The organism is Bacillus cereus group sp. MYBK216-1 (assembly GCF_051916495.1).
Classification (GTDB): domain Bacteria; phylum Bacillota; class Bacilli; order Bacillales; family Bacillaceae_G; genus Bacillus_A; species Bacillus_A thuringiensis_K.
The window spans coordinates 294,049-319,533 of the sequence record NZ_JBQAGT010000004.1; the positions used below are offsets into that span (position 1 = coordinate 294,049).

A 25,485-nucleotide genomic window follows, 5' to 3' on the forward strand; every position below is an offset into this window, starting at 1 on the left:
TTATACGCACCTTTTTATAATGTAATTGCGGCAATAAAGCCAAATATAAGTAACGGTATATTGTAATGTAGAAAAGTGGGTACACATGTATCCCATATATGATGGTGCTGACCATCAGCATTTAAACCGGATGTTGGTCCAAGGGTACTATCCGATGCTGGAGATCCTGCGTCACCTAGCGCTCCGGCTGTACCGATAATTGCAATTGTGGCCATTGGACTAAATCCAAGCTGAATGCAAAGAGGTACAAAAATGGTTGTTAAGATAGGGATGGTTGAAAAGGATGAACCAATTCCCATCGTGACGAGAAGTCCAATAACGAGCATAAGAAATGCAGCGAGTGGTTTGTTATTTCCGATTATATGTGCACTCGTTTGCACCAGAGATTCAACATGTCCTGTTTTTCGAAGAACAGCGCCGAATCCAGCGGCAGCGATCATAACAAAGCCAATAAAGGACATCATACGCATTCCGCTTGTTAATATCGCATCTGCTTCTTTAAGTGGTAGACTGCCACTAACTGATAAGACGATAATACCTGCTAAAGCACCGAAAATCATTGATTCTGTAGTTAATTGAACAGTTAATGTAGCAATGATAGATAATAACCCGAAAGTAATGCTACGTTTTGTATAGGGAACGATTTCATTTTCGGTAGTATGAATTTGTTCTGTTTCATACGTACGAGGTTTTCGGTACGTAATGAATACCGCTACACATAATCCAATAATCATACCGATTGCTGGAATAGTCATTGCTTTTGGAATAAGTGTGACATCGAATGTAAGGCCGCTTTGCGCAGCGTTGGTTTGTAATACGTCATGATAAATTTTTCCGAACCCTGCAGGGATCCACATATAAGGAGTAATCAATCCAAATGTAATAATACATGTGACAAGTCTGCGATCCACTTTCAGCTCATTTAATACTTTTAAAAGTGCTGGAATTAAGATGGGGATGAAAGCAATGTGAACAGGAATCACATTTTGTGAGAAACAAGCCATCGTTAAAATAATGAATAAAATAAGTATTTTAGAATAAACTTGTTTTTTCGTGTCTTGTTCATTGCCAATCCATTTTAATGCAGTTTGAATCATAGCATCTGGAAGTCCTGTTTTGGAAAGGGAAATAGCGAAACCACCAAGCATTGCATAACTTAAAGCGATTGGAGCACTGTTTCCAAGACCAGTTGTAAAAGTGTTAATTGTTTCTGAGATACCGAGTCCGCCGATAATTCCGCCTGTTAAAGCTCCAACAATGATGGCGACAATGACCTGGACACGTAACAAACTAAGCAATAGCATAATTGCTACTGCGACGAGTACAGCGTTCATAATAAATGTAATCTCCCTAAATTTTTATTCTGTTAAGACAAGTAAATATGAAACATTTTGCTATGTTTATACATACTTGCGACATATTATTATAAAATGTTTTCTATGAAATGTAAAAGAGCCTTTTGTTACTAATGCTGAAAAGCTAGCTCTTGTTTAATTGATTGCAAAGAATTGGCGAATAATTCTGGTTCTTCTAAATCAGGAGAATGTGCTGAATTTGGGAACCAGATCATCTTTTTTATAGGCGCTTCAATAATATCGCAATATTCCTGAACGAGTGCATAAGGAGTTTGATAATCATAGCGACCAGAACAAAAATAAACTGGAATAGATAAACTTGAGATAGAAGAAAAGAAATCGATTGTCAGCATTTCTTCCCATAAAACGCCAGATTTTAAATTTCCTGCGAGAAACTTGAACCAATCTAATAGCGTATACTCAGGAGAAAAGAAACCTTTTCGTATGAAAGAGAAGGAAGATCCGTTTTGGATTGCGCCTCCAAATGTGCCAAGCCACTTTCTTTGAATAATGAGACGTCTCGTATCTAAAAATGGTGGTTTGCCTAATTTTAAAAGGGAAGCTAATGCTTTTTTATGATCATGTTTTTTGGCAGAATGAATTAAATGTTGATATAGCAATTCTTCATTTTGTTTCATATGTACAATTTGCCCAATACCGATGTAAGCCTGGATATACTTTGGATATTGATGTGCTATGTTAAGCCCAATAATACTTCCCCAAGAATGACCAGCGAGAAATAGTTTTTGTTTGTTGAACCTTTTAAGTACATATTGAATCACTTCTTTTGCATCGGAAACGAATTGTTCGATTGTGAAATTTGCTCCGAAATCTTTCATTGAAAAGGATTTACCAGCCCCGCGCTGATCCCAATTAATAACAATAAATTGCTTCTCTAATTCTTTTTGAAAATGGCGAATAAATCCGATTTGTGCCATCCCAGGTCCGCCGTGACAGCATAATAAAATAGGCTGCTCTACGTTTTGCCCACGCATAAGGAGAGTTTGTTTTCGATTATTAATCATAACGCTTTCTATCGTAGCGATACTATTAGGAATGAGTTGTTTGTTTTCGTTATAGAACTGAGGGGTGTAGCTACGAAAAAGCATATTGAAAACCTCCTTTTGTGAAATCGTATGAATCGCACAGGCTATTCATTTTGCATATACTGTTAGAAAATCATTGTAACATACCATACTAGTGTCATTTCAACACGGGAGGAGGGAAATTGTGACGATTGGAGAAATTATAGATGGTTTAAATAGACGGGAATCCATCGCTATTATAGCAAAGCGTCTTGAAATAAGCCCGTATACATTATCGAAGAAATTAAGATTGATTGGATATGAATATGATGGAGAGCAGAAGAAACGTATTTTTGTAGGAGATGGAGAAGAACCACGTCACTTACAACTCCAAGAAGCGACCGCCCTTCAATATGAGAAAACAGATTATCAATTATTAATTTATGAGCAATTACAAAGCATTTATGAGTTATTAAGAAAAAGAGAAGAAGTAATTGCACCAATTGTGAGTAAAAGTACAGAGAAAAAGAGACGAACCTTTTCTATTAATACAGAAATATTAGCAAGATTGGACCTTATATCAGAATCGAAAGGAATTCAAAAATCTAAACTTGTAGAAGAAGCGTTGCAACAATTTTTACAGCAATATGAAGTTGACAAAGCATCACATTTTGATAACTAAAGAAAAGGATACTATGTTCATTGGAAGAACGAGTATCCTTTTTATGATGTATATTACGTATAAAATAGAGGATCAGTACAAATCCTTTATGGTGTGAAAAATGAAATTTATTATTAGAGAAACACTTAATTTACTTTTTGAATTCTTCCATCAATAACTGGCTGAATGGGTTCTTTTAATTGTTTTACGTAATCGACTAACGCTTCAAAGTCGTTTGGACCAGTTTCTGCATTTTTACCATTTTTAAATGATACAAATCCGTCACCGCCAGAAGCTAAGAAGGCATTTGCAACTACGCTATACGTTGTAGATGGAGATAATTCTTCTCCGTTTGTTAAACGTATATTTGTAACTTTTTCACCGTTTGGTTTATTTGCATCCCACGTATATTGAATACCTGAAATTTGAAGCATTCTTGTTGTTCCTTTTTGCCATTGCTGATTTAAAATATCGCCAATGTCTTGACCTGTTAAATCTACTTTAATCAATTGATTTCCAAAAGGTTGAATGCCGTATAACTCACCCCACGTAATATCACCAGCATCTAAGTCATTACGAATGCCACCAGGATTCATGAGGGCGATTTGGGTTTGCATCGTTTGACGCTGAGCATCGGCAACTAAATTTCCAAGAGTGGATTCACCAGCATCATTTTGTTTACGGTCGATAGGTGCTGTAGATTTTCCGACTACTTCATTTACAAGTGGTGCGATTTTTTCTTTATATTGATCTAGTTTTTTCTTTACTTGTTTATCAGGTTCTACACCTTCATGATACGTTGTAACAACTTCAGCTTTTTTCTTTACAATATCCTTTGTTTTACGATCAATTGTTACATCCACGTCTGAGAAAGCCGTTCCGTATGAATTTGCTTGGACAATTAGTTTATTATTTACTGTACCATTTACATACGTATGACTATGTCCACCGAAAATAACATCAACTTCTGAGTCTGTTTCATTTGCAATTCGAGTAAGATCGCCATTTGTTATCCCAGACTCATCGGTTGTTCCACCGACATGAGCAAGAACGACGATAGATTTAACGCCGAGGCGTTTTAATTGTTGTGTTGATTTATTAATTGCTTCTACTTCATCAGTAATTTGTACATTTTTAAGCATCGTAGGCATAACGACATTTGGTGTATCAGTTGTAACAACCCCAATGAATCCTACAGGAACACCATCTACCATTTTTATAGTAAATGGTGGTAAAAATAAGCGGCCAGTTGATTTGTTATAGAAGTTAGCAGCTACATAGGGGAAGTTAGCACCTTTGAAATTCCCTGTTTTTTCATGATATCCACCGTAAATGAGGCGTTTCATTTCATCAATGCCTTCATCAAATTCATGGTTCCCGATTGTACCGACATCAAATTTTAAGTCATTTAAAAATTCAATCGTCGGTTCATCTTGTAATAATGCTGAAACTGGTGGACTAGCTCCGACGATATCACCAGCATGTACGAGAAGTGTATTAGGGTTTTGTTTTTTATGTTCTTTTAAATAAGTAGCTAAGTAATCAGCGCCACCAGCTTCTTTATTATTGATTTTTTTAACAGTATCTAGTTGTCCATGGAAATCATTAATACCAAGCATTTGTACGTCTATGTAGCGGTTTTGTTCAGCTGGATTCTGAGATGGGGGAGCGGCGAATACGGTTGAAAAAGTAATGGTGCTTAAAACGGCAACAGCAGGAATGATTTTTTTCCACATAATATAATTCTCCTTTTTTTATAATCTGACATCATACGACATAATTTTAATAGATTCATAGGATTATATCTATATAAAAATTTAGTTTTTTCGAAAAATTAACATATTTACAAAAAGTGAATAATAGAGTAACGTCCCTTTTTTGTTGTCGATTTCATGGTGTATCTACTATAATGGAGAAAAAAGTAAAAGGTGAGCAGCATGAAGAAAAAGAAACAAAGACAAATGCAAAGACAATCGCAAGTGAATCAACCAAAGAAAGAATCTCTTACATTAGGTGATCAATTAAACGATTCACTTATGCAGCAATTAAAGAGTAAGAAGAAAGAATTGCAAGTGAGAGAAGAGAAAAAAGAGGCAGCAGAACTGGAAAGAAAGCGTCAAGAACAAAAAGAACGTGAAAAGAATAAATCATTTGAAGAACTGTTAAGTGAAAGTAACCTTACTTGGAAAGACTTTAAATAATAACGAAAATGATCAGTGAAATAACGCTGATCATTTTTTTGACGAGCTTGTAAGAAAAGGGGAGTTAGAATGAGAAAAATTGTAGTTGTTCCGCATGAAAATCATTGGGGTGAAAAGTTTCAAATAGAGGCTGAAAGATTAAAATCTGCGATGCCAGAAACAGTGAAAATTCATCATATTGGAAGTACGTCAGTGCCAGGACTGGCAGCTAAACCAATTATAGATATGATTATGGAAGTAGAGAGTATCGATAGAGTAGATAGGTGGAATGAACGATTTATAGAGCTTGGTTACATCGTAAAAGGGGAAAATGGTATTCCAAGACGCCGGTATTTTATTCATGGAACTGAAGAAAAACGCTCGTATCATTTACACGTGTTTGAAAAAGGAAATCCAGAGATAGTAAGGCATTTAGCATTTCGTGATTATATGATGGCTCATTGTGAAGAAGCTGAGGCATATGCAACTTTAAAGAAAGAATTAGCTGAAAAGTATACATATGATGGTGCGTTATATTCAGAAGGGAAAACTGAGTTTGAACGTAATGTTGATGAAAAAGCGAAGAAATGGATAGAAAATAACGTGAATGAATGAGTTCGCATTATTTTTGAATATGTATAAATTTATTATGTAAACTGTACATATGTTTTGACTTTTTGGTTGAATCTTGTTCAAATAAAGTAGTGGCTTATAAAAAATGTAATAATGAAAGGGAGACGACTGTGCACATTCCAACAACTACACTTCATAATGGCGTAAAAATGCCGATGATTGGTTTAGGCGTTTATAAAGCGAAAGAAGGCGACGAAGTAAAACAAGCAGTAAAAACAGCGTTAGAAGTTGGATACCGTTCGATTGATACAGCAACTGTATATGAAAATGAAAGCGGTGTCGGAGAAGCGGTTCGTGAATCAGGAATTCCGAGAGAAGACATCTTTATTACAACAAAAGTTTGGAACGACGATCAAGGATACGAGGAAACACTTGAGGCGTTTGAAAAGAGTTTGAAAAAATTACAAATGGACTATGTAGATTTATATTTAATACATTGGCCGGTAAGAGGGAAGTATGTTGATACGTACCGAGCTTTGGAGAAATTGTATGAAGAAGGTAAAGTGCGCGCGATTGGTGTTTCGAATTTCCATAAACATCATTTAGAACTGCTATTACCTAATTGCAAAATAAAGCCGATGGTAAACCAAGTGGAACTTCATCCGATGTTGACGCAATTTGAGTTGCGTAATTTCTGTCAAGGTGAGCAAATTCAAATGGAAGCATGGAGTCCATTAATGAGAGGCGGAGAAGTATTTCAGCACCCGATTATTCAGGCCATTGCTACTAAATATGAAAAAACACCTGCGCAAGTTATATTAAGGTGGGATATTCAAAGCGGGATTGTGACCATTCCTAAATCTGTTACACCATCTCGCATTCAGGAGAATTTTTCTATCTTTGACTTTTCACTAACGGAAGAAGAGATGACTCAAATTAATACGTTAAATCGTAATTTACATGTAGGAACGAATCCTGATAAATATGATACGTTATAAAAAGACGCTACCATACTGGTAGCGTCTTTTTAACGATGTAAAGCGTAGGTATCACATTTAGCGATTTGCTGAAGCTGTATATATTCTTCTGTTGTTAACTGTGTTTGTTTACTAGCCTGTACATTTTCTTGTAATTGTTGAATAGAGCTTGCACCAGGTATAACAGCTGCAACAGTCTTATTATGTAAGCAATATTGAATAGCTGTTCCTGTTAAAGAGCGCTCTCCAATCGTTTCTTTTACACTCGCTAGAGTTGTATGTAATTCATCGTAAGAATAAGAGAGATAATCCTTTTCCTTTACTCTTTCTATTTTTCTTGCATTGTTGTCAGTTAAAATTCCTTTTGCAAGTGGCCCGCGGGCAATGACGCTAATTTGGTGTTCATTCAGAAGGGGGAACCATTCTTCTGGACGACGATTTAAAAGGCTATATTCCATTAGTACACTAACGATATTTGAACGTTGTGCATATTCACGGATGACATTTGGACGTATAGAAGAAATACCGTAATGGCGAACGATACCTTCTTTTTTTAATTCTTCAAAGGCTTCAATTGTTTCATCTATAGGATCTTCAATCGTTCCGCCGTGAAGTTGATAAAGATCAATATAATCAGTTTGAAGTCTACGTAAACTTTCTTTCACTTCAGCCTTTATGTAATTCTTAGAAGGATCCCAGGACCAGCCGTTTTTTTCTTCTGTCCATCGATTTCCAACCTTTGTTGTAAGAACAATTTGGTTTCGTTTTCCTTTTAATGCTTTTCCAACAAATTCTTCGTTTAATCCGTAATCATATAAATCTGCTGTATCAAAAAAATTGATTCCTAAATCGATTGCTCCATCGATAATACGCAGGGCTTCTGTTTCAGATGTACCGAGAGACATACAGCCAAGTCCCATTTCTGTCACAAATAAATCTGAGTTTCCTAATTGACGTTTTTTCATAGTTCAACCTCCTTACCTTTATTGTACGAAAGGGAAAAGAGGTTGACAAACGTTTACTTTTTATTTGCTGTAATCCACTCTTGTACAGTTGTATACTCTTTGCCATATTGTTTTAGCTTATGGCGAATTTGCCATGCTTTTCCGACTAAAGTGACGCGATTTGTTAAAATATAAACTTTCATTTCTATCACGCTCCTTTCAATGTGGTAAAATGTATGAGGAAAGAATAGGAAATAGAACAGGGAGATGAAGTAGTATGAGTAATCTTGCAGAGAGAACAGTAAAAACTGAGCCAATTTTTGATGGTAGAGTTATAAAAGTTCGTGTTGATGATGTAGTATTACCAAATGGAGCAATGAGTAAACGTGAAATTGTAAATCACCCTGGTGCAGTTGCTATTATTGCTATTACTGATGAGGGGAAAATGGTACTTGTTGAGCAGTATCGTAAAGCGCTTGAAAAGGCGATTATAGAAATTCCAGCCGGCAAGTTAGAACCCGGTGAAAAACCTGAGGTGACAGCAGTTCGTGAATTAGAAGAGGAAACAGGATATGTATGTGAAAATATGGAGCTCATTACTTCTTTCTATACATCTCCAGGATTCGCAGATGAAATTTTATATGTATATAAAGCGACAGGTTTGACAAAAAAAGAAAATAAAGCTGAGTTAGATGAAGATGAGTTTGTGGAATTAATGGAAGTATCGTTAGAAGAAGCGATTACTCTTATGAAAGATCTTCGTATTCATGATGCGAAGACGATGTTTGCAGTACAATATTTACAACTACAAAGATAAACACTCGCCAAAGGCGAGTGTTTTTTAATTGATTTTTGCATATACACGTGCATCACGTAAGCTACCATCTGGTGCTAGGAAATCATTTTCCATTGTACCTTCTAGAATGAATTCTAGACGTTCTGCTAAGCTACATGCATTTATATTTGTTGCATCAGTACGAATTTCAATTCTTCTAGCGCCTAGTTTATCAAAGGCGAACTGAATCGCACCTTTAACAGCTTCGGTCATATAGCCTTGTTTTGTATAGGCACTATGTAGCCAGAAGTGAAGTGAAAACTTTGGAATATCCCAGTTTTCAGGCTTTAGTGTAATTGCTCCGATGAATGTACCAGATACTTTATCATATAAGTGAAAATCAAGTGTTTCACGAAGTAAAAACTGTCCGTGAGCTTCGCGAACAATTTCTTCAGCACTCTCTTCTGTTTCAGCGTTAATTGGTATCCACGGTACTAAGTCTTCTAGAGAAGCTTGGATTGCTTCATATACTTCGGCACCATCACCTGGAAATGGTTTACGAACTTGCAAGCGTTCAGTTTGAAATAATGTTGGAAAATCTAATAATAATGGTTTCAAGAGAAATCCCTCCTATTCTCTACTTTTTAGTTTAGCAAAGTAGAGCGGAATTTCAATGCTAATTCGTCATACTTTTTTCTTTCTTTCATACATTTTTAATAAGAGCGTGAACGGAGGGAAGAAAAATGTGGCGAAAAAATTGGCAAGACCGTGTAATGTCTCACATACAGGAAAACTCTTCATTATATATATTTAACGCTGTTTTATTATTGATGGGAGTAATATTCGGAGCCATTCTTGTGAATAGTTTACAAATCAATCAAAAACAAGATTTATCATTTTATTTACAACGTTTTTTTGGACAAGTCTCTAAAGGAGAATTTGCCATTGCGGGCGAAATGTTTCGAGAAAGTTACTTTTCGCAATTAAAATACATCGGATTTATTTGGATTTTAGGAATTTCAATTATTGGATTACCACTTATTTTTATTTTATTATTTGTAAAAGGAGTTGTCGTCGGATTTACAGTTGGTTTTTTAGTAAGTCAGCATGGATGGAATGGACTATTATTAGCATTTGTATCTGTTTTGCCACAAAATTTAATTATCATTCCAGTCTTTCTCGTTATGACAACCATTGCTGCAAGTTTTTCTTTACGGATGATTAGGCATCAATTTATTAGAAAAATAACCGAACCACTATTACCATTATTAATCCGTTATACATGCTTCTTTCTCGTAATTGGAGTGGTGTTAGCACTTGCTTCTAGTGTGGAGGCTTACGCATCACCAGTTTTAATGAAAGAAGTCGTTGAGGCTATTAATAAAAAATAAATACTTTTTGAGAATAATTATCAATTTGTTTTTATTGTTTTTTCTTTTGACAGAAGCCCTTCTTCTGATATAATGGTGTAAGAGTGGCGAGGAGGGAGTAGTACCGAATGGAAGAAAGAATTGAACGAATTAAGAAGCAATTACATGCAGCGAGCTACAAATTAACACCGCAACGTGAAGCAACAGTTCGTGTGCTGCTAGAAAATGAAGAAGATCATTTAAGCGCAGAAGATGTTTACCTCCTTGTAAAAGAAAAGTCGCCAGAGATCGGATTAGCAACCGTCTATCGAACTTTAGAACTATTATCTGAGTTAAAAGTTGTCGATAAGATTAACTTCGGAGACGGTGTTTCACGCTATGACTTACGCCAAGAAGGTGCGCAGCGTTTCCACCATCATTTGATTTGTACACAATGTGGTGCTGTACAAGAAATACAAGAAGATTTACTTGGTGAAGTGGAAAGGAAAGTAGAACGAGACTGGAGCTTTAAGGTGAAAGATCATCGTTTAACATTCCATGGGATTTGTAAAAATTGTCAAGAAAATGAAACGGATGAAAAATAACCTTTTCCTATTTATCTAGGAAGAGGTTTTTTATTTGAATAAGGTATAAATAGGTGAAAGCTTGGCATATGTTGTAATAACTTATATTTTGGAGGAATTTACAATGCGCCGAGCTTTAAAATTAACTTTTGATGGAATAAAAGTATTTTTATTATTTACAAGTTGTACGATTTTGTTTTATTTCGCTATACTATGGATAAATGAAGAATATGAAAGCTATCATCGTTATGAAAAACCTAAAGAAGAGACTGTAGAAAAAGTATCAGGGAATGAAGAACCGGCAAAGGATGCTTTCGTAAATAGAATGATGTTTTTCTATGAAAATGGGGAGTAGTGTAGAGTGGAAGATCAATTAAAAGATTTTATTCATTATATGGTTGTCGAAAAAGGATTAGCAAAGAATACAGTAGTATCTTATGAACGGGATTTAAAAAGCTACATAAAGTATTTGCAAAATGTGGAACAGACGAAAACTTTTCATGAAGTGACCCGTTTACACATTGTTAACTTTTTGCAGTATTTAAAAGAGAACGGAAAATCTTCGAAAACATTGGCGCGTCATATCGCATCAATTCGTTCGTTCCACCAATTTTTACTGCGTGAACGAGCGGTAGAACACGACCCATCCGTACATATTGAAACGCCACAAGGGGAACGGAAATTACCAAAAGTATTATCAGTTGATGAAGTAGAGGCGTTACTTCAAACACCAAAAATGACAAGTGCTTTTGGGATTCGTGATAAGGCGATGCTAGAGTTACTGTATGCGACAGGACTTCGTGTTTCAGAATTGATTGCACTCAATTTAGAAGATGTACATTTAACGATGGGATTTGTTCGTTGCATAGGGAAAGGGAATAAAGAAAGAATTATTCCACTAGGAAGTTTAGCAACGGAAGCGATTCAAAAGTATATTGAAAAAGGAAGAAGAGAATTAATGGGGAAAAAAGTAGTAGATGCACTCTTTTTAAACCATCATGGTAATCGATTATCAAGACAAGGATTTTGGAAAATATTAAAACGATTAGCGAAAGAAGCAAATATTGAAAAAGAGCTTACACCTCATACGTTGCGTCACTCGTTTGCTACGCACTTATTAGAAAATGGAGCAGATTTACGTGCTGTACAAGAAATGCTTGGACATGCAGATATTTCAACGACTCAAATCTATACGCACGTTTCAAAAACTAGATTAAAAGATGTATATAAACAGTTTCATCCGAGAGCATAGTTACTATGCTCTTTTTTTATAGATTAAGAGGGGAAGACTGTTTCACAGAAACTTCACAAACATTTCGTATATTGTTTTCAGCAGAAGACTGGAATATTACAATGTATTTCCTCTATACTAAATAAAGTATAAAGGAGGAAATGATGATGAAAAAACTGATTATGACTTTATTTATCGCGATGCTAGCATTGGCTGGCTGTAATACAAACAAAGAAGAGCCGAAAAAAGAACAGAAACTTGAAGCTGTAAAAGTAGCAGTCCAAACAAATCCGAAAGAAATTAAACCAGGTGAAAAAACAGAAGTACAAGCACTTGTTACACAAGGAAAAGAAAAAGTAACGGATGCTGATGATGTAAAGTTTGAAATTTGGAAAGATGGCGACGAAAAACACGAGATGTTAGATGGTAAGCATAAAGGGAAAGGTGTTTATGCAGTCGAGAAAACATTCGAAACGGATGGAGTATACCATATTATCGCTCACACAAATGCACGTGAAATGCACGTTATGCCAGAAGTAAAAGTTGCTGTAGGAAATGCGAAAGTAGAAGATGCGAAAAAAGAAAATAGTGATCACAGTGCAGGACATGGAGATCATAAAAGTGACACAATGATCCATCTTATGGCTGGAGACATAAAGGCAAATGCTGAATCTACAATGAAAGTTCATTTGAAGCAAAAAGAAGAAGCATTAACTGGTGCTGAAGTACAACTAGAGATTTGGAAAGATGGTGTTGAAAAACACGAATTTATTCCAGCGAAAGAAGGGAATAAAGGAGAGTATGAAACGAAACATACTTTCAAAGAGAACGGTGCTTACAAAGTGAAAGTACATGTAAGAAAAGGCGAATTGCATGAACATAAAGAAGAAACGGTAGAAGTAAAATAAAAAGTAGCTCTTTAGAGCTACTTTTTATTTTTAATATGAAGAAATAAATCATAAAAAAATTAGCACTTCGTTGCAGAATGGATTACAATAGAAGTGTGAAGAAAATGAGAAATTCTACGAAAATGTATTAAAAAGAAAGCGTAAACATGTTATGATATCAGTATCAGATGTCTGACATCTGACTTAGAAAAAACTAGAAATGTTTTTGAATCGTTTCAAGTAAACGAAATAGGTTAGAAAATGATTTAAAGAAGTACTGTTTGACAATGAGAATTCTTTTGGATAACAGTTTCACTTTATAGCGTTTTGAACATACTACAAGAAGTAGAACTGAACTTATAGGAGGTCGCAGTTATGAATAAATATAAACGTATATTCCTAGTCGTAATGGACTCTGTGGGAATCGGTGAAGCACCAGATGCTGAGCAATTTGGTGATCTAGGATCTGACACAATTGGTCACATTGCTGAACATATGAATGGGTTACAAATGCCTAACATGGTGAAATTAGGTCTTGGTAACATTCGAGAAATGAAAGGTATCTCTAAAGTAGAGAAACCACTTGGATATTACACAAAAATGCAAGAGAAATCTACTGGTAAAGATACAATGACAGGTCACTGGGAAATCATGGGCCTTTACATTGATACACCATTCCAAGTGTTCCCGGAAGGATTCCCGAAAGAATTACTTGATGAATTAGAAGAAAAAACAGGCCGTAAAATTATCGGTAATAAGCCAGCTTCTGGAACTGAGATTCTTGATGAACTTGGTCAAGAGCAAATGGAAACAGGCTCTTTAATCGTTTATACTTCTGCTGATAGCGTATTGCAAATTGCAGCACACGAAGAAGTAGTGCCACTTGATGAGTTATATAAAATCTGTAAAATTGCACGTGAATTAACATTAGATGAGAAATACATGGTAGGTCGTGTTATTGCTCGTCCATTCGTTGGTGAACCTGGAAACTTTACACGTACACCAAACCGTCATGACTATGCATTAAAACCATTCGGCCGTACAGTAATGAATGAATTAAAAGATAGTGACTACGATGTAATTGCTATCGGTAAAATCTCTGATATCTATGATGGTGAAGGGGTAACTGAATCACTTCGTACGAAGTCTAACATGGATGGAATGGATAAGCTTGTAGATACATTAAATATGGACTTTACAGGTCTTAGCTTCTTAAACTTAGTTGACTTTGATGCATTATTCGGCCACCGCCGTGATCCACAAGGATACGGAGAAGCTCTGCAAGAATATGATGCACGTCTTCCAGAAGTATTCGCAAAACTAAAAGAAGATGATCTATTATTAATTACAGCAGACCACGGTAATGATCCAATTCACCCTGGTACTGACCATACACGTGAATATGTACCATTATTAGCATATAGCCCAAGCATGAAAGAAGGCGGACAAGAGTTACCACTTCGTCAAACATTTGCTGATATTGGTGCAACAGTAGCAGAAAACTTCGGTGTGAAAATGCCAGAATACGGAACAAGCTTCTTAAACGAGCTAAAGAAATAGGGGGATAAACAAATGAATCGTGAACTTATTACAAAATCAGCTTCATACTTAAAAGAGAAATTTCAAGAGACACCACAAGTAGGACTAATCCTTGGGTCAGGACTAGGTGTATTAGCAGACGAAATTGAGAACGCAGTAACAGTACCTTACAGTGAAATCCCTGAATTCCCAGTATCAACTGTAGAAGGCCATGCAGGTCAACTAGTATTTGGTACACTTCAAGGTGTAACAGTAGTAGCAATGCAAGGACGTTTCCACTTCTATGAAGGATACGACATGCAAAAAGTAACATTCCCAGTTCGTGTTATGAAAGAACTAGGTGTAGAAACAGTAGTTGTAACAAACGCAGCTGGTGGTGTAAATACATCATTTGAGCCAGGCGATCTTATGTTAATTTCAGATCACATTAACTTCATGGGTACGAATCCATTAATCGGACCAAATGATTCTGAAATGGGCGTACGTTTCCCTGATATGTCTACATCATATACAGTAGAACTTCGCGAAATGGCGAAACAAGTTGCAGCAGACTTAAATATTAAAGTACAAGAAGGTGTATACGTAGGAATGACAGGTCCTGTATATGAAACACCTGCTGAAATTCGTATGCTTCGTACACTTGGCGGAGATGCAGTTGGTATGTCAACAGTACCTGAAGTAATTGTAGCGCGTCATGCTGGTATGAAAGTATTAGGTATTTCTTGTATTTCAAATATGGCAGCTGGTATTTTAGATCAACCACTTCACCACGATGAAGTAATTGAAACGACAGAACGTGTTAAAGCTAACTTCTTAGCATTAGTAAAAGCAATCGTAAAACAAATGAAGGGGTGACTTCACAATGAGAATGGTGGACCTAATTGCAAAAAAACGTGACGGACATGCATTAACGACAGAAGAAATTAACTTTATTGTTGAAGGATATACGAATGGTAATATTCCTGATTATCAAGTAAGTTCACTTGCAATGGCAATTTTCTTCCAAGATATGAACGATCAAGAGCGTGCGGATTTAACGATGGCAATGGTAAATAGCGGTGATACAATCGACTTATCAGCTATTGAAGGTGTAAAAGTAGATAAGCATTCAACAGGTGGTGTTGGTGATACAACGACACTTGTATTAGGTCCATTAGTAGCTGCTTTAGATGTACCAGTAGCGAAAATGTCTGGACGCGGCTTAGGACATACTGGTGGTACAATTGATAAATTAGAAGCAGTTCCAGGATTCCATGTGGAAATTGAAAACGATGAATTCATGCGTCTTGTAAATGAAAATAAAATCGCTGTTATCGGCCAAAGTGGTAACTTAACACCTGCTGATAAAAAGCTATATGCACTTCGTGATGTAACAGCAACAGTAAACTCAATTCCGCTTATTGCAAGTTCGATTATGAGTAAAAAAATTGCTGCTGGTGCAGATGCAATTGTTCTTGATGTAAAAACTGGGGCAGGTGCATTTATGAAAACGGATGAAGATGCAAAACGTTTAGCAGAAGCAATGGTACGCATCGGTAATAACGTTGGTCGTAATACGATGGCAGTTATTTCTGATATGAGTCAACCACTCGGTGAAGCTATCGGTAACGCATTAGAAGTTCAAGAAGCAATTGATACATTACAAGGTAAAGGGCCGAAAGATTTAGAAGAGCTATGTTTAACACTTGGAAGTCAAATGGTGTACCTTGCTGGACAAGCTTCATCTTTAGAAGATGCACGTGAAAAGCTAATTGAAGTAATGAACAACGGAAAAGCGCTAGAATCATTTAAAACGTTCTTATCAGCGCAAGGCGGCGACGCATCTGTTGTTGATGACCCTTCTAAATTGCCACAAGCACAATTTAAAATTGAAGTGGAAGCGAAAGAAGACGGATATGTATCAGAAATCGTTGCAGACGAAATAGGAACAGCAGCAATGCTTTTAGGAGCAGGACGTGCAACGAAAGAGTCTGAAATTGATTTAGCAGTTGGTCTAATGCTGCGCAAAAAAGTAGGCGATAGCGTGAAGCAAGGTGAATCTCTTGTTACAATTTACGCAAACCGCGAAAATGTTGAAGATGTAAAAGCGAAAATTTATGAGAACATGAAGATCTCTAAAGAACACGTAGATGCACCAACTTTAGTACACGGTATCGTAACGAAGTAATAAAAAAAGCTGAGGAGATTTCTCCTTGGCTTTTTTTACTATTTTTTGTTTATAATAATAATGGGTGAAATTATGATTAGAATTTGTGCAGTAACAAAAACAGATGAAGTATTATATGATGTTTCTCTAGAAGAAACAAAGAAAGACCATATTGTATGGTATTGGCTAGATTTATATAAGCCAACGAAAGAAGAGTATACATATATTCTGCAAGACCATTTTAAGTTCCATCCCCTTGCAATTGAAGACTGTATAGAATATGTACAGAGGCCAAAAGTTGATTTTTACGATGGATATAACTTTTTAGTTCTTCATGCATTTGGGGAAGATGGACTAGAACCGCACGAAATCGATTTATTTATTAGTGATCGTTATATTGTTTCTTTCCACTTTTCTCATAACAATGCAATCGAAAGAGTATGGAAAACACTTGGAGAAAAGAAGCGTATTAAAAATAGTCCTTTACACGTAGCTCATACAATTATCGACCAAATTGTAGATGACTATTTTGCGCCTGTATATTACATTGAGGATCATTTAAATGCAATTGATGATAATTTAACGGGGGAGACAGCAGGAAGTGTATTAGAAGAGGTATTTGATATACGTGCAGATTTATCAAAGCTAAGGCGTACAATCATTCCGATGCGTGATTTATTATATCGTATTTTAAATTCGACTCGTTTTTACGGTATAAGCGATCATGAAATTTACTTTAAAGATATACATGATCATTTGCTTAAACTAACAGAAATGATTGAGGCAAGCCGAGAGTTAACAGCAGATATTAGGGATAGTTATTTTTCATTAAACTCACATCATATGAATAACATTATGAAAACATTAACTGTATTCTCGACTATTTTCATGCCATTAACATTTATTGCGGGAGTATATGGAATGAACTTTACGCATATGCCAGAGCTTGGTGGACAATATAGTTATTTTATTTGTCTACTTATCATGGCACTAATTGGCGGGGGAATGATGGCCTGGTTTTATAAAAAAGGATGGTTTAAGTAAAAAAACACCGAGGATTTCCTCGGTGTTTTTTCTTAACCAATAGCATGTAATACAAACATAGCTAAGAATAAGCATGTAATGATATACATAGATGGTGCGACTTCTTTACGCTTTCCAAGAGCAACTTTTAAGATAGGGTAAGCAATAAATCCGAACGCAATGCCATCAGCGATACTATATGTGAGCGGGATCATAACGATAATTAAGAATGCTGGAAATCCTTCTGAAAAGTCATTCAGAGGAATTTGTTGAATGCTTGTAATCATTAGACCGCCAATAATAATTAAGATTGGTGCAATGGCACTATCAGGAATTAATTTGACAAATGGAAGAGCAAACAGTGATGCAAAGAATAGCAACCCAGTAACGATAGACGTCAGACCTGTCTTACCACCTGCAGTAATACCTGCGGCACTTTCTACTGTTGAAACGGTAGGACTTGTGCCAAATAGACCACATGTCATTGCTGAAATTGCATTGGCTTGGTAAGCACGTGGGAATTTACGATCATCTTCTAATAAACCGTGCAGAAGTCCCATATTCTCAAAAATAAGCACCATGCTTAAAGAGAATGTTGCAATCCAAAATGGTAAGGAAGAAAGTTTCTCAAATGACATAGCTCCAAACACATCACCGTAATTAGCGAATGAGAATGAACTATTTCCCACTTGACTCGTATCCACAAGACCAAATAGCCATGCGATACCAGTTCCTATTGCAATCGTCCATAAAAAGTTTCCACGTACGTTGCGAATAAATAATACAAGTGCAATGATAAGAGTAAGTAATGTCGCAAGAACGACAGGATTACTTAATTTCCCCATTGCCACAGCAGTATTTGGGTTCGAAACGACTAAACCACCTTTTTGCAATCCGATAAACGCTAAAAATAATCCGATGCCGACAGTAATCGCTTCCTTTAATGACTTTGGAATTGATACTGATAGCACGCGAGCGATTGGTGTAAAAGCGGCAATTGCAAAAATAATACCAGAGATAAAGACAGCAGCCAATGCTTCTTGCCAAGTTAGTCCAAGCGTATGCACAGCTGTGTACGTAAAGAATGCATTTACACCCATACCCGGGACAAGAATAGCAGGTGCATTTGCCCAAAATGCCATGAGTAGACATCCGACAAATGAACTAAAAACAGTTGCTAAAATTCCAGCTTCAAGAGGAATGCCAGCATCTGATAAGATTGACGCATTTACAATCATAATATATACGATTGTGAAAAATGACGTAACTCCAGCTAAAACTTCTTGTTTTGGTGATGTTTCGTGTAAACCTAATTTAAATGTTCTTTCAAGTATTCCTTTCATGTTAAACCTTCTTTTTCATATCCCTCTCCCACCCGTGATATCTCTTTTGTAAGAGCTCACCGTTCTTTATTATATCAGAACATCATGTTTTTACAACAAGTAAAATGATAACGTTTACTTATAAAGAGAATTCGTTATAAATACGTAAAAATAGCCCGTATGGATGAAATGATTTCTAATTCACCCGATTGAATGGGCGGGGCTGCTTGTGCATGTAAAGTAGCATAAGACGTAACCTCCCTTGGTAATTGGGCAGATTCTTCAACGAATGAGAGGGGAACAGGATTAATATTTAAATTATATGTACTCGCAATAGCACGAGCTTTTTCTACTGCTTGGTGCAGAGCTTGAATGAGAGCTTGCTCATAATATTTATTTGGATGAGATACTCGGAAACGTAAACCTTTTGCTACATTTGCGCCATTTGAAACGGCTATATCATATACTTCCCCAGCTTTTTGTACATTTAAAACGGTAATTTCATACAAATGCTCCACGCGGTATCCTTGTAGCAATGCTTTATCATTTACATATTCGTATTGAGGAGTGATCGTATAAGAAATCGTTTCTATATCTTTATCGGCAATACCAAGCTGTTTAAGTGCATCCAGCAATTGTTTGGATTGCACTGCATTTTCTTCTTGAGCCTGTTTTACATTTTTATCATCTGTTCGAATGCCAAGCGTTAATATAACAACATTCGGTTTTGCTTTGACAATGCCTTCGCCTTGTACAGTAATAGTAGCTTCTTTACCAGTATTAGCAGTGCGTACGTTGTGTAAATAAGGATTCATTCCACCCTGCATTTTCCATCACCATCCTTTTTATATGTATATGTGTGAACAAAAAAGAAATTTATATGAAAAAAGTTACATAAATGAGAATGTTGAGGAAAGAAAGCATATACAACATAGGTATTTATAGATTATAATATGTGTAAATATGATAAAAAAGGGACGAGGCTATTGAACGAAAAAAGAGAAACGCTGATTTTAGATTTATCTGCATCATTTCGAAAAATGATACGTTTATTACAAAATGATATTAATACACGTTTTGCAGAACATATGCCATATAATGAATTTTCTGTATTACGTGCGTTATTTTTAAAGAGTCCACAGATGGCTTCGCAAATTGCGAGTGAAGTAAACGTAACCTCCAGTCATATTACAGCTGTTACAGATCGTCTCGTACGAAAAGGATTAGTAGAAAGAAAACGTTCTAATTCAGATCGTCGAATCGTGTACTTAGAAATTACAGAGCACGGAAGAGAAGTAACTGAAAAACTTGAAGCTGTGCGTAAAGAATATTATAAAGAGAGATTTAAAGGTTGGAGCGACCAAGAAATAGAAATGGTCTTAGAACTATTTGGCCGCGTATTATAATAAATGAGGATAGGAAGCGAAAGCATTCCTATCCTTTTTCTTTTGAATAAAAATATTTTGAAAATCCGATACTTTAATTAAAAGATCGGAGGAAAGATTATGAAACATATTGCTGCACTTACCATTTTATTTGGTGGTTTTTTCTATTTTCAAACATTCACGTACGCAGATACGCCTATCCAAGTGGTGCGAAAAGAAGTGAAGTATATTGAAAACGATAATACAGTTTTATATTCGAAATTATGGGTTCGTTCTATGCAAAACGCAGTATTATTCCACCATAGCGATAATATTCGTAATCAGGACACATTACGTAATGTAACAAGTTCATCGCTTGTTAAAGCGAAGCAACTATCTTTTCAGAAAGCGGCCCTCTATATACCGAGATTATCGCAATACGTATCAAAAATAGGAAAAGAAAATATTCAAGTGTACTACATTGCGATTCACTATAATGTGAAAAAACAAAATGCATATCAACTAGATGGCATGAACTATTTTCTACAAGTATTCGTGAAAGAGCGTGGGGAATGGAAAATTGCCGAAAGTATAGTTGCACCGACAGAGCAAATTGTGCAAAATGGTGATGGATTTGGGATGAAAGAAGAGATGGTGTATGGGGATAGGAGAGAGAATGTGAAATAACCTCTTTATTTAGATAGGGACATATAAAATAAAAAGCATTGCTCTTGTGCAATGCCTTTTTATTTAGTTCATATAAGAGTTAAATAATTCATAACATCTTTCTTTTGTCAGCTTCTCTTAATGCCATTGTTCCGTGTTTATAGTTTCACATCTATAATGCTTTTTGAAACATGTATTCATCATCTTAATGTATGTTTATTTCCCTCCAAAAGCAAACTTCAATTTTAATAGACGTGTAAAAATGAAGTAACTTATGATAGCGAATAGGAAAAATCCAACATAATAAGACAGAAGTGCATCTCGTCCACCTAATATTCTACCGCCAAGCAGTCCGAAGCATAGAACAGTGCAAATCATGAACCATTTTTGCAAGTTAGGAAACAATAGTATTTTTCCGTTTTGTTCGTTTGGTGTACGTGTGTATAGAAAGGTTGCCATTGATAAAAAGATAATGATGTAAGCAAATGGTGTTAATAGTGTCCAAGGAGAAGGTACAAAAGTATGCTCCATTGGATTGTCCTGTGGTACACTAGAAAGTTTATTGCCATAGTTATCAAATGTTTCTATCGGGTGGTAATCATAAGTAATAGAAAAAGATTCTAATGGTGAAATGATATCTATATGTTGTAAGTACTCATGAGTACGTTGCTCTATTTCTCCCATTGCATCTAAAGACCATTGTGTATGGGAATAAATGAATCCGGAAATTAACAATCCAAAACCGTATGGTAAAAATAATAGAATGATAGTTAAACTACTTTGAGAGAATATATGTCCAGTAATGGTTCCGATAAATAAGGTGAATGTATAAATAGCGATAAGTACAACCGTAGCATATAGAAAGTAACTATAGAACGGAGTAAAGATTTGATACTCATTGTGAAACGACATGTTCTTTATTCCGTACATACTAAGCCAGCAAACAATTTGCACTGTAATAATATTCAAAACACCAAGCCACCATTTTGTTAAAAAAATATCTTTTCGTTTAAAAGGCATCGAGAAGAGAAAATCAGTTGATTGATTGTTACGTTCCCACCCAATTAAAAGACAAGCAAGTGCAATAAGAGTAAATCCTTGAAAGAGGACGGCACCATCAGATGCATGAAAATAGTAGGAGTAGTAATATGCATAGTCATCAAACTTCATTTTTGATTGTTTTAGCTGCATTTGCGCTTCTTGATAATATTTATAAGGTAGTTGATATAAACTAATTAACCAAAATAATAGAATTATATATTTTCCTTGCTTCCATTGCCTTATCCATAAAGCTTTATGAAACATGCGAATCCTCCTCAAACGTTGTGATAAAAATATCTTCGAGCGACATGGCTAATTCTTCAATGAGCAGTGGCTGTTCTTTATGAAACTTTTCTAATGTAGCTGCCACATTTCCCTCAATTAAGATTGTATATACTTTTCCCGTTTGGTTTAATATTTTAATATTGCTTAAGTTTTCTAGTTTTTGAGGTAATGAGCGTTCATAGGCTACTTGGATTTTAGCAAATTGTGATTTTGCATCGTCTAATGATGTAATAGAAGATACGGTATGTCCTTTTAACATAATGATTGTATCTGCAATTTGTTCTACTTCATCTAAATGGTGAGTGGAGATGAAAATGGTAATTTCTTTTTCTGCAACTTCTCCAACGAGAAACTGTAAAATCTGTCTTTTAACGATAGGATCCAGCCCGTTTGTTGGTTCATCTAAAATAATATATTCTGCCTGTGCAGCAACAGCTAAAATGATGGCAAGCAGTGCTTTCATTCCTTTTGAATAACTACGAATTCGTTTGTTTGGTAAGTTAAAACGTTCTAATAGTTCATAGAAATATGCTTCATTAAATGCGGTATAAACTTCTTTATAAAACTTTACGATTTCTTTTATCGTATAGCCGTTCAGTATATTAGTAGAATCAGGAACATATACAATTTTTTGCTTTATTTCAGGAAACTGATGAATGTTTGTATCTTCATATGTAACAGTTCCCTCGTCTGGGTCTAAAATACCGACCATCGTTCGCAATAAAGTTGTTTTTCCCGCGCCGTTTCTTCCGAGTAATCCGATGATACTCCCCCTTTGCAATGTGAAAGAAACATCGTCTAAAATTGTTTGATTATCAATTGTTTTCTTCAATTTTGTCACTTTCAACATCCGCATTCCCTCCAATCTCTTTATAGTATGAATCTATCCAATCATGAATTTTATCTTTCGTAACACCAAGATAAGAGGCTTCTAATAGTAATTGATGAAATTGCTTTTCAACCATAGCGATTTTCCTTTCGTCTAATGTTGGGGTAATCGATTGAGATACAAATGTTCCTTTTCCTCGTAACGTTTCAATAATTCCTTGTCGCTCTAACTCTTGATACGCTTTACTCACTGTATTTGGATTTATAACGAGTAAAGAAGCGAGTTCGCGTACAGAAGGAAGTTTATCACTTGGAGCCAACATGTTTTTCAATACGAGTTCTTTTATATTTTGAACAATTTGTTCCCATATCGGAGTGTTGCTTCTTGGATCAAGTTGAATATGCAAGAGCAATGTCTCCTTCCTCATATGTATTAAGTGTACTACTTCGTGTAATACAATTAATACAATATAGGGGATGAATGTGTTTGTCAACTGAAAATGTTAGAAAAATTTGGTATTAAAAAAGGGTAAATTGGAAAAAATAGGTCTGATATAGAATGGAGGGTTAGTCATGAAGCGAGTTTTTGGAATACTTGTTTGTTTCATGTTATTGCTTTCTGGAACTTCAGTGAGTTTCGCACAATCTGAGAAAACGAAGCAGGAGAAAACAGAAGAAACAACACCGAAGTTAGCGGAACAAGCGTCGTCAGCAATCGTAATTGAGCAAGATACAGGTAAAGTTTTATTTGATAAAAACCCAAATGAAAAATTACCACCTGCTAGTATGACAAAGATTATGACAATGCTTTTAATTATGGAACAAGTTGAAAAAGGAAAACTAAAACTGACCGATAAAGTTAGAGCGAGCGAACATGCAGCTTCAATGGGTGGATCGCAAATCTTTTTAGAACCTGGGGAAGAGATGACTCTAAATGAGATGTTAAAGGGTATTGCAATTGCATCTGGAAATGACGCATCTGTTGCAGTAGCCGAGCATATCGCAGGTTCAGAAGAAGGATTTGTAAATATGATGAACAAAAAGGCGAAAGATCTAGGGCTGAAAAATACACATTTTCAAAACCCGACAGGTCTTCCGGCTAAAGACCATTATTCCACAGCAAATGATATGGCTATAATGGCGAGAGAATTGATGAAGTATCCACTTATTCGTAAATACACAGGTAAGTACGAAGATTATTTACGTGAAGATACGGATAAAAAGTTTTGGCTCGTTAATACGAATAAGCTAGTACGTTTTTATCCTGGCGTAGATGGAGTAAAAACAGGTTTTACGACAGAAGCGAAATATTGTTTAACAGCATCGGCTCAAAAAAATGGCATGCGTGTCATTTCAGTTGTCATGGGAGCACCAACATCAAAAGAACGGAACAACCAAGTGACGAAGCTTCTTGACTATGCATTTGGACAATATACGACAAAGAAATTGTATACGCGCGGCGAAAAAATTAAGACAGTTCAAGTAGGGAAAGGGAAAAAAGAAAAAGTAGATTTAGTTGCATCAGATAATGTTTCTCTTCTTATGAAGAAGGGCGAGAATATGGACAAGGTAAAACAAGAAGTAATTGCTGAAAAGAAAGTAAAAGCACCGATTAAAAAAGGTGACGCGCTTGGTACACTTGTTATTAAAAAAGATAAAGATGTTTTATTAAAACAAACAATTGTAGCAAAAGAAGATGTTGCTGCAGCGAGCTGGTGGGAGTTATTTAAAAGAAGTTTTGGGATGTTTTCAACATCAAAATAGCGGCAAATATTTTGCCGCTTTTCTATTCGTATGTAAGTGAATAATGCTGAAAGGTTTCACTTTATGACGAAATAGTTCTTCTTTTGTCAGCAGGAAGGATTCTTATTTTGTATCACGAAAATCTTTATGTATGTGAAAAAGTAAAGTTTGAGCATAAGGAGGAAATCGTGTGAGTCTTTCCATGCAATTAGAAGTGAAACGTGACGTCCTATGTGTGAGACTAGAGGGTGAATTAGATCATCATACGGCTGAAGAGTTGCGAACGAAAGTAACAGATATGATTGAGACACATGGTGTTCATCATATTGTTTTGAGCCTAGAGAACTTATCGTTTATGGATAGTTCTGGTCTAGGTGTTATATTAGGCCGATATAAACACGTAAAGGGATTAGGTGGAGAAATGGTTGTTTGTGCAATTTCACCGCCTGTTAAGCGTTTATTTGAAATGTCGGGCTTATTCAAAATCGTTCGCTTAGAAGAAAGTGAAGCGCACGCGCTCGCGACGTTGGGGGTGGCATAGATGAGAAATGAAATGAACCTTCAATTTTCAGCATTAAGTCAAAATGAATCGTTCGCTCGCGTTACAGTGGCGGCTTTCATTGCACAACTAGATCCAACGATGGAAGAATTAACGGAGATTAAAACAGTTGTGTCAGAAGCGGTTACAAATGCAATTATTCATGGATACGAAGGAAATGCAGAAGGTATTGTTTATATTTCTGTAATTTTGGAAGAAGCAATGGTGAAACTCACGATTCGAGATGAAGGGATTGGAATCTTTAACTTAGATGAAGCGAGACAACCCCTTTTTACAACTAAACCTGAATTAGAGCGTTCCGGAATGGGATTTACTATCATGGAAAATTTTATGGATGAAGTAGAAGTTATTTCAAACGAATCTTTCGGGACAACAATCCATTTGACAAAATACTTATCAAATAGTAACGCTCTATGCAATTAAGGAGA

Annotated in this window: 30 protein-coding genes; 19 read left to right on the plus strand and 11 right to left on the minus strand. The window is 35.8% G+C overall.

Going from position 1 to position 25,485, the window contains the following annotated elements:
• Window positions 1–14: 14 nt before the first annotated feature.
• Window positions 15–1,334, minus strand: a complete 1,320-nt coding sequence (locus ACTFRH_RS16030) for a Na+/H+ antiporter family protein (protein WP_000994810.1) — start codon at window positions 1,332–1,334, stop codon at window positions 15–17.
• 131 nt (window positions 1,335–1,465) lie between these two features.
• Complete coding sequence (locus ACTFRH_RS16035; protein WP_000898976.1) at window positions 1,466–2,464, minus strand: alpha/beta fold hydrolase; 999 nt, start codon at window positions 2,462–2,464, stop codon at window positions 1,466–1,468.
• 121 nt (window positions 2,465–2,585) lie between these two features.
• Here ACTFRH_RS16035 and ACTFRH_RS16040 point away from each other — a divergent pair, with 121 nt between their 5' ends.
• Window positions 2,586–3,062, plus strand: a complete 477-nt coding sequence (locus tag ACTFRH_RS16040) for a ribbon-helix-helix domain-containing protein (RefSeq protein ID WP_000151930.1) — start codon at window positions 2,586–2,588, stop codon at window positions 3,060–3,062.
• A 125-nt stretch (window positions 3,063–3,187) separates the two neighbouring features.
• On the opposite strand, the gene ACTFRH_RS16045 is transcribed toward ACTFRH_RS16040, so the two are convergent.
• Window positions 3,188–4,777, minus strand: a complete 1,590-nt coding sequence (locus ACTFRH_RS16045) for a bifunctional metallophosphatase/5'-nucleotidase (protein WP_000265580.1) — start codon at window positions 4,775–4,777, stop codon at window positions 3,188–3,190.
• A gap of 201 nt (window positions 4,778–4,978) precedes the next feature.
• On the opposite strand from ACTFRH_RS16045, the gene ACTFRH_RS16050 reads away from it, so the two are divergent.
• The 3 genes from ACTFRH_RS16050 (at window position 4,979) to ACTFRH_RS16060 (ending at window position 6,792) form a co-directional block, all read left to right on the plus strand.
• Entirely contained in the window at window positions 4,979–5,242 is a 264-nt protein-coding gene (locus tag ACTFRH_RS16050) for a YqkE family protein (RefSeq protein WP_000727559.1), read from the plus strand.
• A gap of 69 nt (window positions 5,243–5,311) precedes the next feature.
• Window positions 5,312–5,836 (plus strand): GrpB family protein, encoded by a 525-nt coding sequence (locus ACTFRH_RS16055; protein ID WP_001227166.1) that lies wholly within the window; start codon window positions 5,312–5,314, stop codon window positions 5,834–5,836.
• A gap of 128 nt (window positions 5,837–5,964) precedes the next feature.
• Window positions 5,965–6,792 (plus strand): aldo/keto reductase, encoded by an 828-nt coding sequence (locus tag ACTFRH_RS16060; protein ID WP_000548004.1) that lies wholly within the window; start codon window positions 5,965–5,967, stop codon window positions 6,790–6,792.
• Window positions 6,793–6,821: 29 nt separating this feature from the next.
• Here ACTFRH_RS16060 and lolS read toward each other — a convergent pair whose 3' ends face one another.
• Window positions 6,822–7,736: an aldo/keto reductase gene (gene lolS, locus ACTFRH_RS16065; RefSeq protein WP_000747201.1), complete on the minus strand. Its 915-nt coding sequence runs from the start codon at window positions 7,734–7,736 to the stop codon at window positions 6,822–6,824.
• A gap of 53 nt (window positions 7,737–7,789) precedes the next feature.
• Window positions 7,790–7,918 carry a Z-ring formation inhibitor MciZ gene (gene mciZ / locus ACTFRH_RS16070; RefSeq protein WP_000870306.1) on the minus strand — a complete coding sequence of 43 codons (129 nt, stop codon included), beginning with the start codon at window positions 7,916–7,918 and terminating at the stop codon, window positions 7,790–7,792.
• Between the two features lie 74 nt (window positions 7,919–7,992).
• Between mciZ and ACTFRH_RS16075 the strand changes: the two genes are divergently transcribed.
• On the plus strand, window positions 7,993–8,532 hold the full coding sequence (locus ACTFRH_RS16075; protein ID WP_000067044.1) for an NUDIX hydrolase: 540 nt from the start codon (window positions 7,993–7,995) through the stop codon (window positions 8,530–8,532).
• Between the two features lie 24 nt (window positions 8,533–8,556).
• On the opposite strand, the gene ACTFRH_RS16080 is transcribed toward ACTFRH_RS16075, so the two are convergent.
• The gene (locus ACTFRH_RS16080; RefSeq protein WP_000803479.1) at window positions 8,557–9,108 is read right to left on the minus strand and encodes a GNAT family N-acetyltransferase; all 552 of its coding nucleotides are present in this window, start codon (window positions 9,106–9,108) and stop codon (window positions 8,557–8,559) included.
• 155 nt (window positions 9,109–9,263) lie between these two features.
• On the opposite strand from ACTFRH_RS16080, the gene spoIIM reads away from it, so the two are divergent.
• The 9 genes from spoIIM (at window position 9,264) to corA (ending at window position 17,270) form a co-directional block, all read left to right on the plus strand.
• On the plus strand, window positions 9,264–9,881 hold the full coding sequence (gene spoIIM, locus ACTFRH_RS16085) for a stage II sporulation protein M (protein WP_013142149.1): 618 nt from the start codon (window positions 9,264–9,266) through the stop codon (window positions 9,879–9,881).
• A gap of 107 nt (window positions 9,882–9,988) precedes the next feature.
• Complete coding sequence (gene fur, locus ACTFRH_RS16090; protein ID WP_000392657.1) at window positions 9,989–10,444, plus strand: ferric iron uptake transcriptional regulator; 456 nt, start codon at window positions 9,989–9,991, stop codon at window positions 10,442–10,444.
• A gap of 103 nt (window positions 10,445–10,547) precedes the next feature.
• On the plus strand, window positions 10,548–10,778 hold the full coding sequence (locus tag ACTFRH_RS16095; RefSeq protein WP_001250432.1) for a YqzK family protein: 231 nt from the start codon (window positions 10,548–10,550) through the stop codon (window positions 10,776–10,778).
• A 6-nt stretch (window positions 10,779–10,784) separates the two neighbouring features.
• Complete coding sequence (xerD, locus tag ACTFRH_RS16100; RefSeq protein ID WP_000390078.1) at window positions 10,785–11,675, plus strand: site-specific tyrosine recombinase XerD; 891 nt, start codon at window positions 10,785–10,787, stop codon at window positions 11,673–11,675.
• Between the two features lie 146 nt (window positions 11,676–11,821).
• Window positions 11,822–12,562: a FixH family protein gene (locus tag ACTFRH_RS16105; RefSeq protein ID WP_000733670.1), complete on the plus strand. Its 741-nt coding sequence runs from the start codon at window positions 11,822–11,824 to the stop codon at window positions 12,560–12,562.
• A gap of 354 nt (window positions 12,563–12,916) precedes the next feature.
• Complete coding sequence (deoB, locus tag ACTFRH_RS16110) at window positions 12,917–14,101, plus strand: phosphopentomutase (protein ID WP_001046079.1); 1,185 nt, start codon at window positions 12,917–12,919, stop codon at window positions 14,099–14,101.
• A gap of 12 nt (window positions 14,102–14,113) precedes the next feature.
• Entirely contained in the window at window positions 14,114–14,935 is an 822-nt protein-coding gene (locus tag ACTFRH_RS16115) for a purine-nucleoside phosphorylase (RefSeq protein WP_001078446.1), read from the plus strand.
• A 7-nt stretch (window positions 14,936–14,942) separates the two neighbouring features.
• Window positions 14,943–16,247 carry a pyrimidine-nucleoside phosphorylase gene (locus tag ACTFRH_RS16120; RefSeq protein ID WP_001243086.1) on the plus strand — a complete coding sequence of 435 codons (1,305 nt, stop codon included), beginning with the start codon at window positions 14,943–14,945 and terminating at the stop codon, window positions 16,245–16,247.
• A gap of 60 nt (window positions 16,248–16,307) precedes the next feature.
• Window positions 16,308–17,270 carry a magnesium/cobalt transporter CorA gene (gene corA, locus ACTFRH_RS16125; RefSeq protein WP_002000765.1) on the plus strand — a complete coding sequence of 321 codons (963 nt, stop codon included), beginning with the start codon at window positions 16,308–16,310 and terminating at the stop codon, window positions 17,268–17,270.
• A 32-nt stretch (window positions 17,271–17,302) separates the two neighbouring features.
• Here the strand turns inward: corA and ACTFRH_RS16130 are convergent, their stop codons facing one another.
• Window positions 17,303–18,592, minus strand: coding sequence for an NCS2 family permease (locus ACTFRH_RS16130; protein ID WP_000676239.1), 1,290 nt, complete (start codon window positions 18,590–18,592; stop codon window positions 17,303–17,305).
• A 134-nt stretch (window positions 18,593–18,726) separates the two neighbouring features.
• The gene (locus tag ACTFRH_RS16135) at window positions 18,727–19,398 is read right to left on the minus strand and encodes an SIMPL domain-containing protein (protein ID WP_001161437.1); all 672 of its coding nucleotides are present in this window, start codon (window positions 19,396–19,398) and stop codon (window positions 18,727–18,729) included.
• A gap of 159 nt (window positions 19,399–19,557) precedes the next feature.
• Between ACTFRH_RS16135 and ACTFRH_RS16140 the strand changes: the two genes are divergently transcribed.
• Both ACTFRH_RS16140 and ACTFRH_RS16145 read left to right on the plus strand, forming a co-directional pair.
• Window positions 19,558–19,977: a MarR family winged helix-turn-helix transcriptional regulator gene (locus ACTFRH_RS16140; protein ID WP_001003305.1), complete on the plus strand. Its 420-nt coding sequence runs from the start codon at window positions 19,558–19,560 to the stop codon at window positions 19,975–19,977.
• Between the two features lie 99 nt (window positions 19,978–20,076).
• Complete coding sequence (locus ACTFRH_RS16145; RefSeq protein ID WP_000680385.1) at window positions 20,077–20,622, plus strand: hypothetical protein; 546 nt, start codon at window positions 20,077–20,079, stop codon at window positions 20,620–20,622.
• Between the two features lie 195 nt (window positions 20,623–20,817).
• Here ACTFRH_RS16145 and ACTFRH_RS16150 read toward each other — a convergent pair whose 3' ends face one another.
• Genes ACTFRH_RS16150 through ACTFRH_RS16160 form a run of 3 tightly spaced genes read right to left on the minus strand, consistent with a single transcriptional unit; the run spans window position 20,818 to window position 23,162 of the window.
• On the minus strand, window positions 20,818–21,906 hold the full coding sequence (locus ACTFRH_RS16150; protein ID WP_000468498.1) for an ABC transporter permease subunit: 1,089 nt from the start codon (window positions 21,904–21,906) through the stop codon (window positions 20,818–20,820).
• Window positions 21,896–22,777: an ABC transporter ATP-binding protein gene (locus ACTFRH_RS16155; RefSeq protein ID WP_000922097.1), complete on the minus strand. Its 882-nt coding sequence runs from the start codon at window positions 22,775–22,777 to the stop codon at window positions 21,896–21,898. The genes ACTFRH_RS16150 and ACTFRH_RS16155 overlap by 11 nt, the downstream gene beginning before the upstream one ends.
• The gene (locus ACTFRH_RS16160; RefSeq protein WP_000548035.1) at window positions 22,743–23,162 is read right to left on the minus strand and encodes a GntR family transcriptional regulator; all 420 of its coding nucleotides are present in this window, start codon (window positions 23,160–23,162) and stop codon (window positions 22,743–22,745) included. The genes ACTFRH_RS16155 and ACTFRH_RS16160 overlap by 35 nt, the downstream gene beginning before the upstream one ends.
• Before the next feature lie 166 nt (window positions 23,163–23,328).
• Here ACTFRH_RS16160 and dacF point away from each other — a divergent pair, with 166 nt between their 5' ends.
• The 3 genes from dacF to spoIIAB all read left to right on the plus strand — a co-directional run bounded on the left by dacF (window position 23,329) and on the right by spoIIAB (window position 25,480).
• A complete protein-coding gene (gene dacF, locus ACTFRH_RS16165) occupies window positions 23,329–24,519 on the plus strand; it encodes a serine-type D-Ala-D-Ala carboxypeptidase DacF (protein WP_000831991.1) in 1,191 nt (396 codons plus the stop codon).
• A 169-nt stretch (window positions 24,520–24,688) separates the two neighbouring features.
• A complete protein-coding gene (spoIIAA, locus tag ACTFRH_RS16170) occupies window positions 24,689–25,039 on the plus strand; it encodes an anti-sigma F factor antagonist (protein ID WP_000059135.1) in 351 nt (116 codons plus the stop codon).
• The gene (gene spoIIAB, locus ACTFRH_RS16175; RefSeq protein ID WP_001243398.1) at window positions 25,040–25,480 is read left to right on the plus strand and encodes an anti-sigma F factor; all 441 of its coding nucleotides are present in this window, start codon (window positions 25,040–25,042) and stop codon (window positions 25,478–25,480) included. It abuts the gene before it with no gap.
• Window positions 25,481–25,485: the final 5 nt, after the last annotated feature.

What these genes read in the sequence shown, in the direction of transcription:
- ACTFRH_RS16030 (WP_000994810.1), bottom strand. Translation starts at nt 1,334, where the DNA reads ATGAACGCTGTACTCGTCGCAGTAGCAATTATGCTATTGCTTAGTTTG.
- ACTFRH_RS16035 (WP_000898976.1), bottom strand. Translation starts at nt 2,464, where the DNA reads ATGCTTTTTCGTAGCTACACCCCTCAGTTCTATAACGAAAACAAACAA.
- ACTFRH_RS16045 (WP_000265580.1), bottom strand. Translation starts at nt 4,777, where the DNA reads ATGTGGAAAAAAATCATTCCTGCTGTTGCCGTTTTAAGCACCATTACT.
- ACTFRH_RS16050 (WP_000727559.1), top strand. Translation starts at nt 4,979, where the DNA reads ATGAAGAAAAAGAAACAAAGACAAATGCAAAGACAATCGCAAGTGAAT.
- ACTFRH_RS16055 (WP_001227166.1), top strand. Translation starts at nt 5,312, where the DNA reads ATGAGAAAAATTGTAGTTGTTCCGCATGAAAATCATTGGGGTGAAAAG.
- lolS (WP_000747201.1), bottom strand. Translation starts at nt 7,736, where the DNA reads ATGAAAAAACGTCAATTAGGAAACTCAGATTTATTTGTGACAGAAATG.
- mciZ (WP_000870306.1), bottom strand. Translation starts at nt 7,918, where the DNA reads ATGAAAGTTTATATTTTAACAAATCGCGTCACTTTAGTCGGAAAAGCA.
- ACTFRH_RS16075 (WP_000067044.1), top strand. Translation starts at nt 7,993, where the DNA reads ATGAGTAATCTTGCAGAGAGAACAGTAAAAACTGAGCCAATTTTTGAT.
- spoIIM (WP_013142149.1), top strand. Translation starts at nt 9,264, where the DNA reads ATGTCTCACATACAGGAAAACTCTTCATTATATATATTTAACGCTGTT.
- fur (WP_000392657.1), top strand. Translation starts at nt 9,989, where the DNA reads ATGGAAGAAAGAATTGAACGAATTAAGAAGCAATTACATGCAGCGAGC.
- ACTFRH_RS16095 (WP_001250432.1), top strand. Translation starts at nt 10,548, where the DNA reads ATGCGCCGAGCTTTAAAATTAACTTTTGATGGAATAAAAGTATTTTTA.
- ACTFRH_RS16105 (WP_000733670.1), top strand. Translation starts at nt 11,822, where the DNA reads ATGAAAAAACTGATTATGACTTTATTTATCGCGATGCTAGCATTGGCT.
- deoB (WP_001046079.1), top strand. Translation starts at nt 12,917, where the DNA reads ATGAATAAATATAAACGTATATTCCTAGTCGTAATGGACTCTGTGGGA.
- ACTFRH_RS16115 (WP_001078446.1), top strand. Translation starts at nt 14,114, where the DNA reads ATGAATCGTGAACTTATTACAAAATCAGCTTCATACTTAAAAGAGAAA.
- ACTFRH_RS16120 (WP_001243086.1), top strand. Translation starts at nt 14,943, where the DNA reads ATGAGAATGGTGGACCTAATTGCAAAAAAACGTGACGGACATGCATTA.
- corA (WP_002000765.1), top strand. Translation starts at nt 16,308, where the DNA reads ATGGGTGAAATTATGATTAGAATTTGTGCAGTAACAAAAACAGATGAA.
- ACTFRH_RS16130 (WP_000676239.1), bottom strand. Translation starts at nt 18,592, where the DNA reads ATGAAAGGAATACTTGAAAGAACATTTAAATTAGGTTTACACGAAACA.
- ACTFRH_RS16135 (WP_001161437.1), bottom strand. Translation starts at nt 19,398, where the DNA reads ATGCAGGGTGGAATGAATCCTTATTTACACAACGTACGCACTGCTAAT.
- ACTFRH_RS16145 (WP_000680385.1), top strand. Translation starts at nt 20,077, where the DNA reads ATGAAACATATTGCTGCACTTACCATTTTATTTGGTGGTTTTTTCTAT.
- ACTFRH_RS16150 (WP_000468498.1), bottom strand. Translation starts at nt 21,906, where the DNA reads ATGTTTCATAAAGCTTTATGGATAAGGCAATGGAAGCAAGGAAAATAT.
- ACTFRH_RS16155 (WP_000922097.1), bottom strand. Translation starts at nt 22,777, where the DNA reads ATGTTGAAAGTGACAAAATTGAAGAAAACAATTGATAATCAAACAATT.
- dacF (WP_000831991.1), top strand. Translation starts at nt 23,329, where the DNA reads ATGAAGCGAGTTTTTGGAATACTTGTTTGTTTCATGTTATTGCTTTCT.
- spoIIAB (WP_001243398.1), top strand. Translation starts at nt 25,040, where the DNA reads ATGAGAAATGAAATGAACCTTCAATTTTCAGCATTAAGTCAAAATGAA.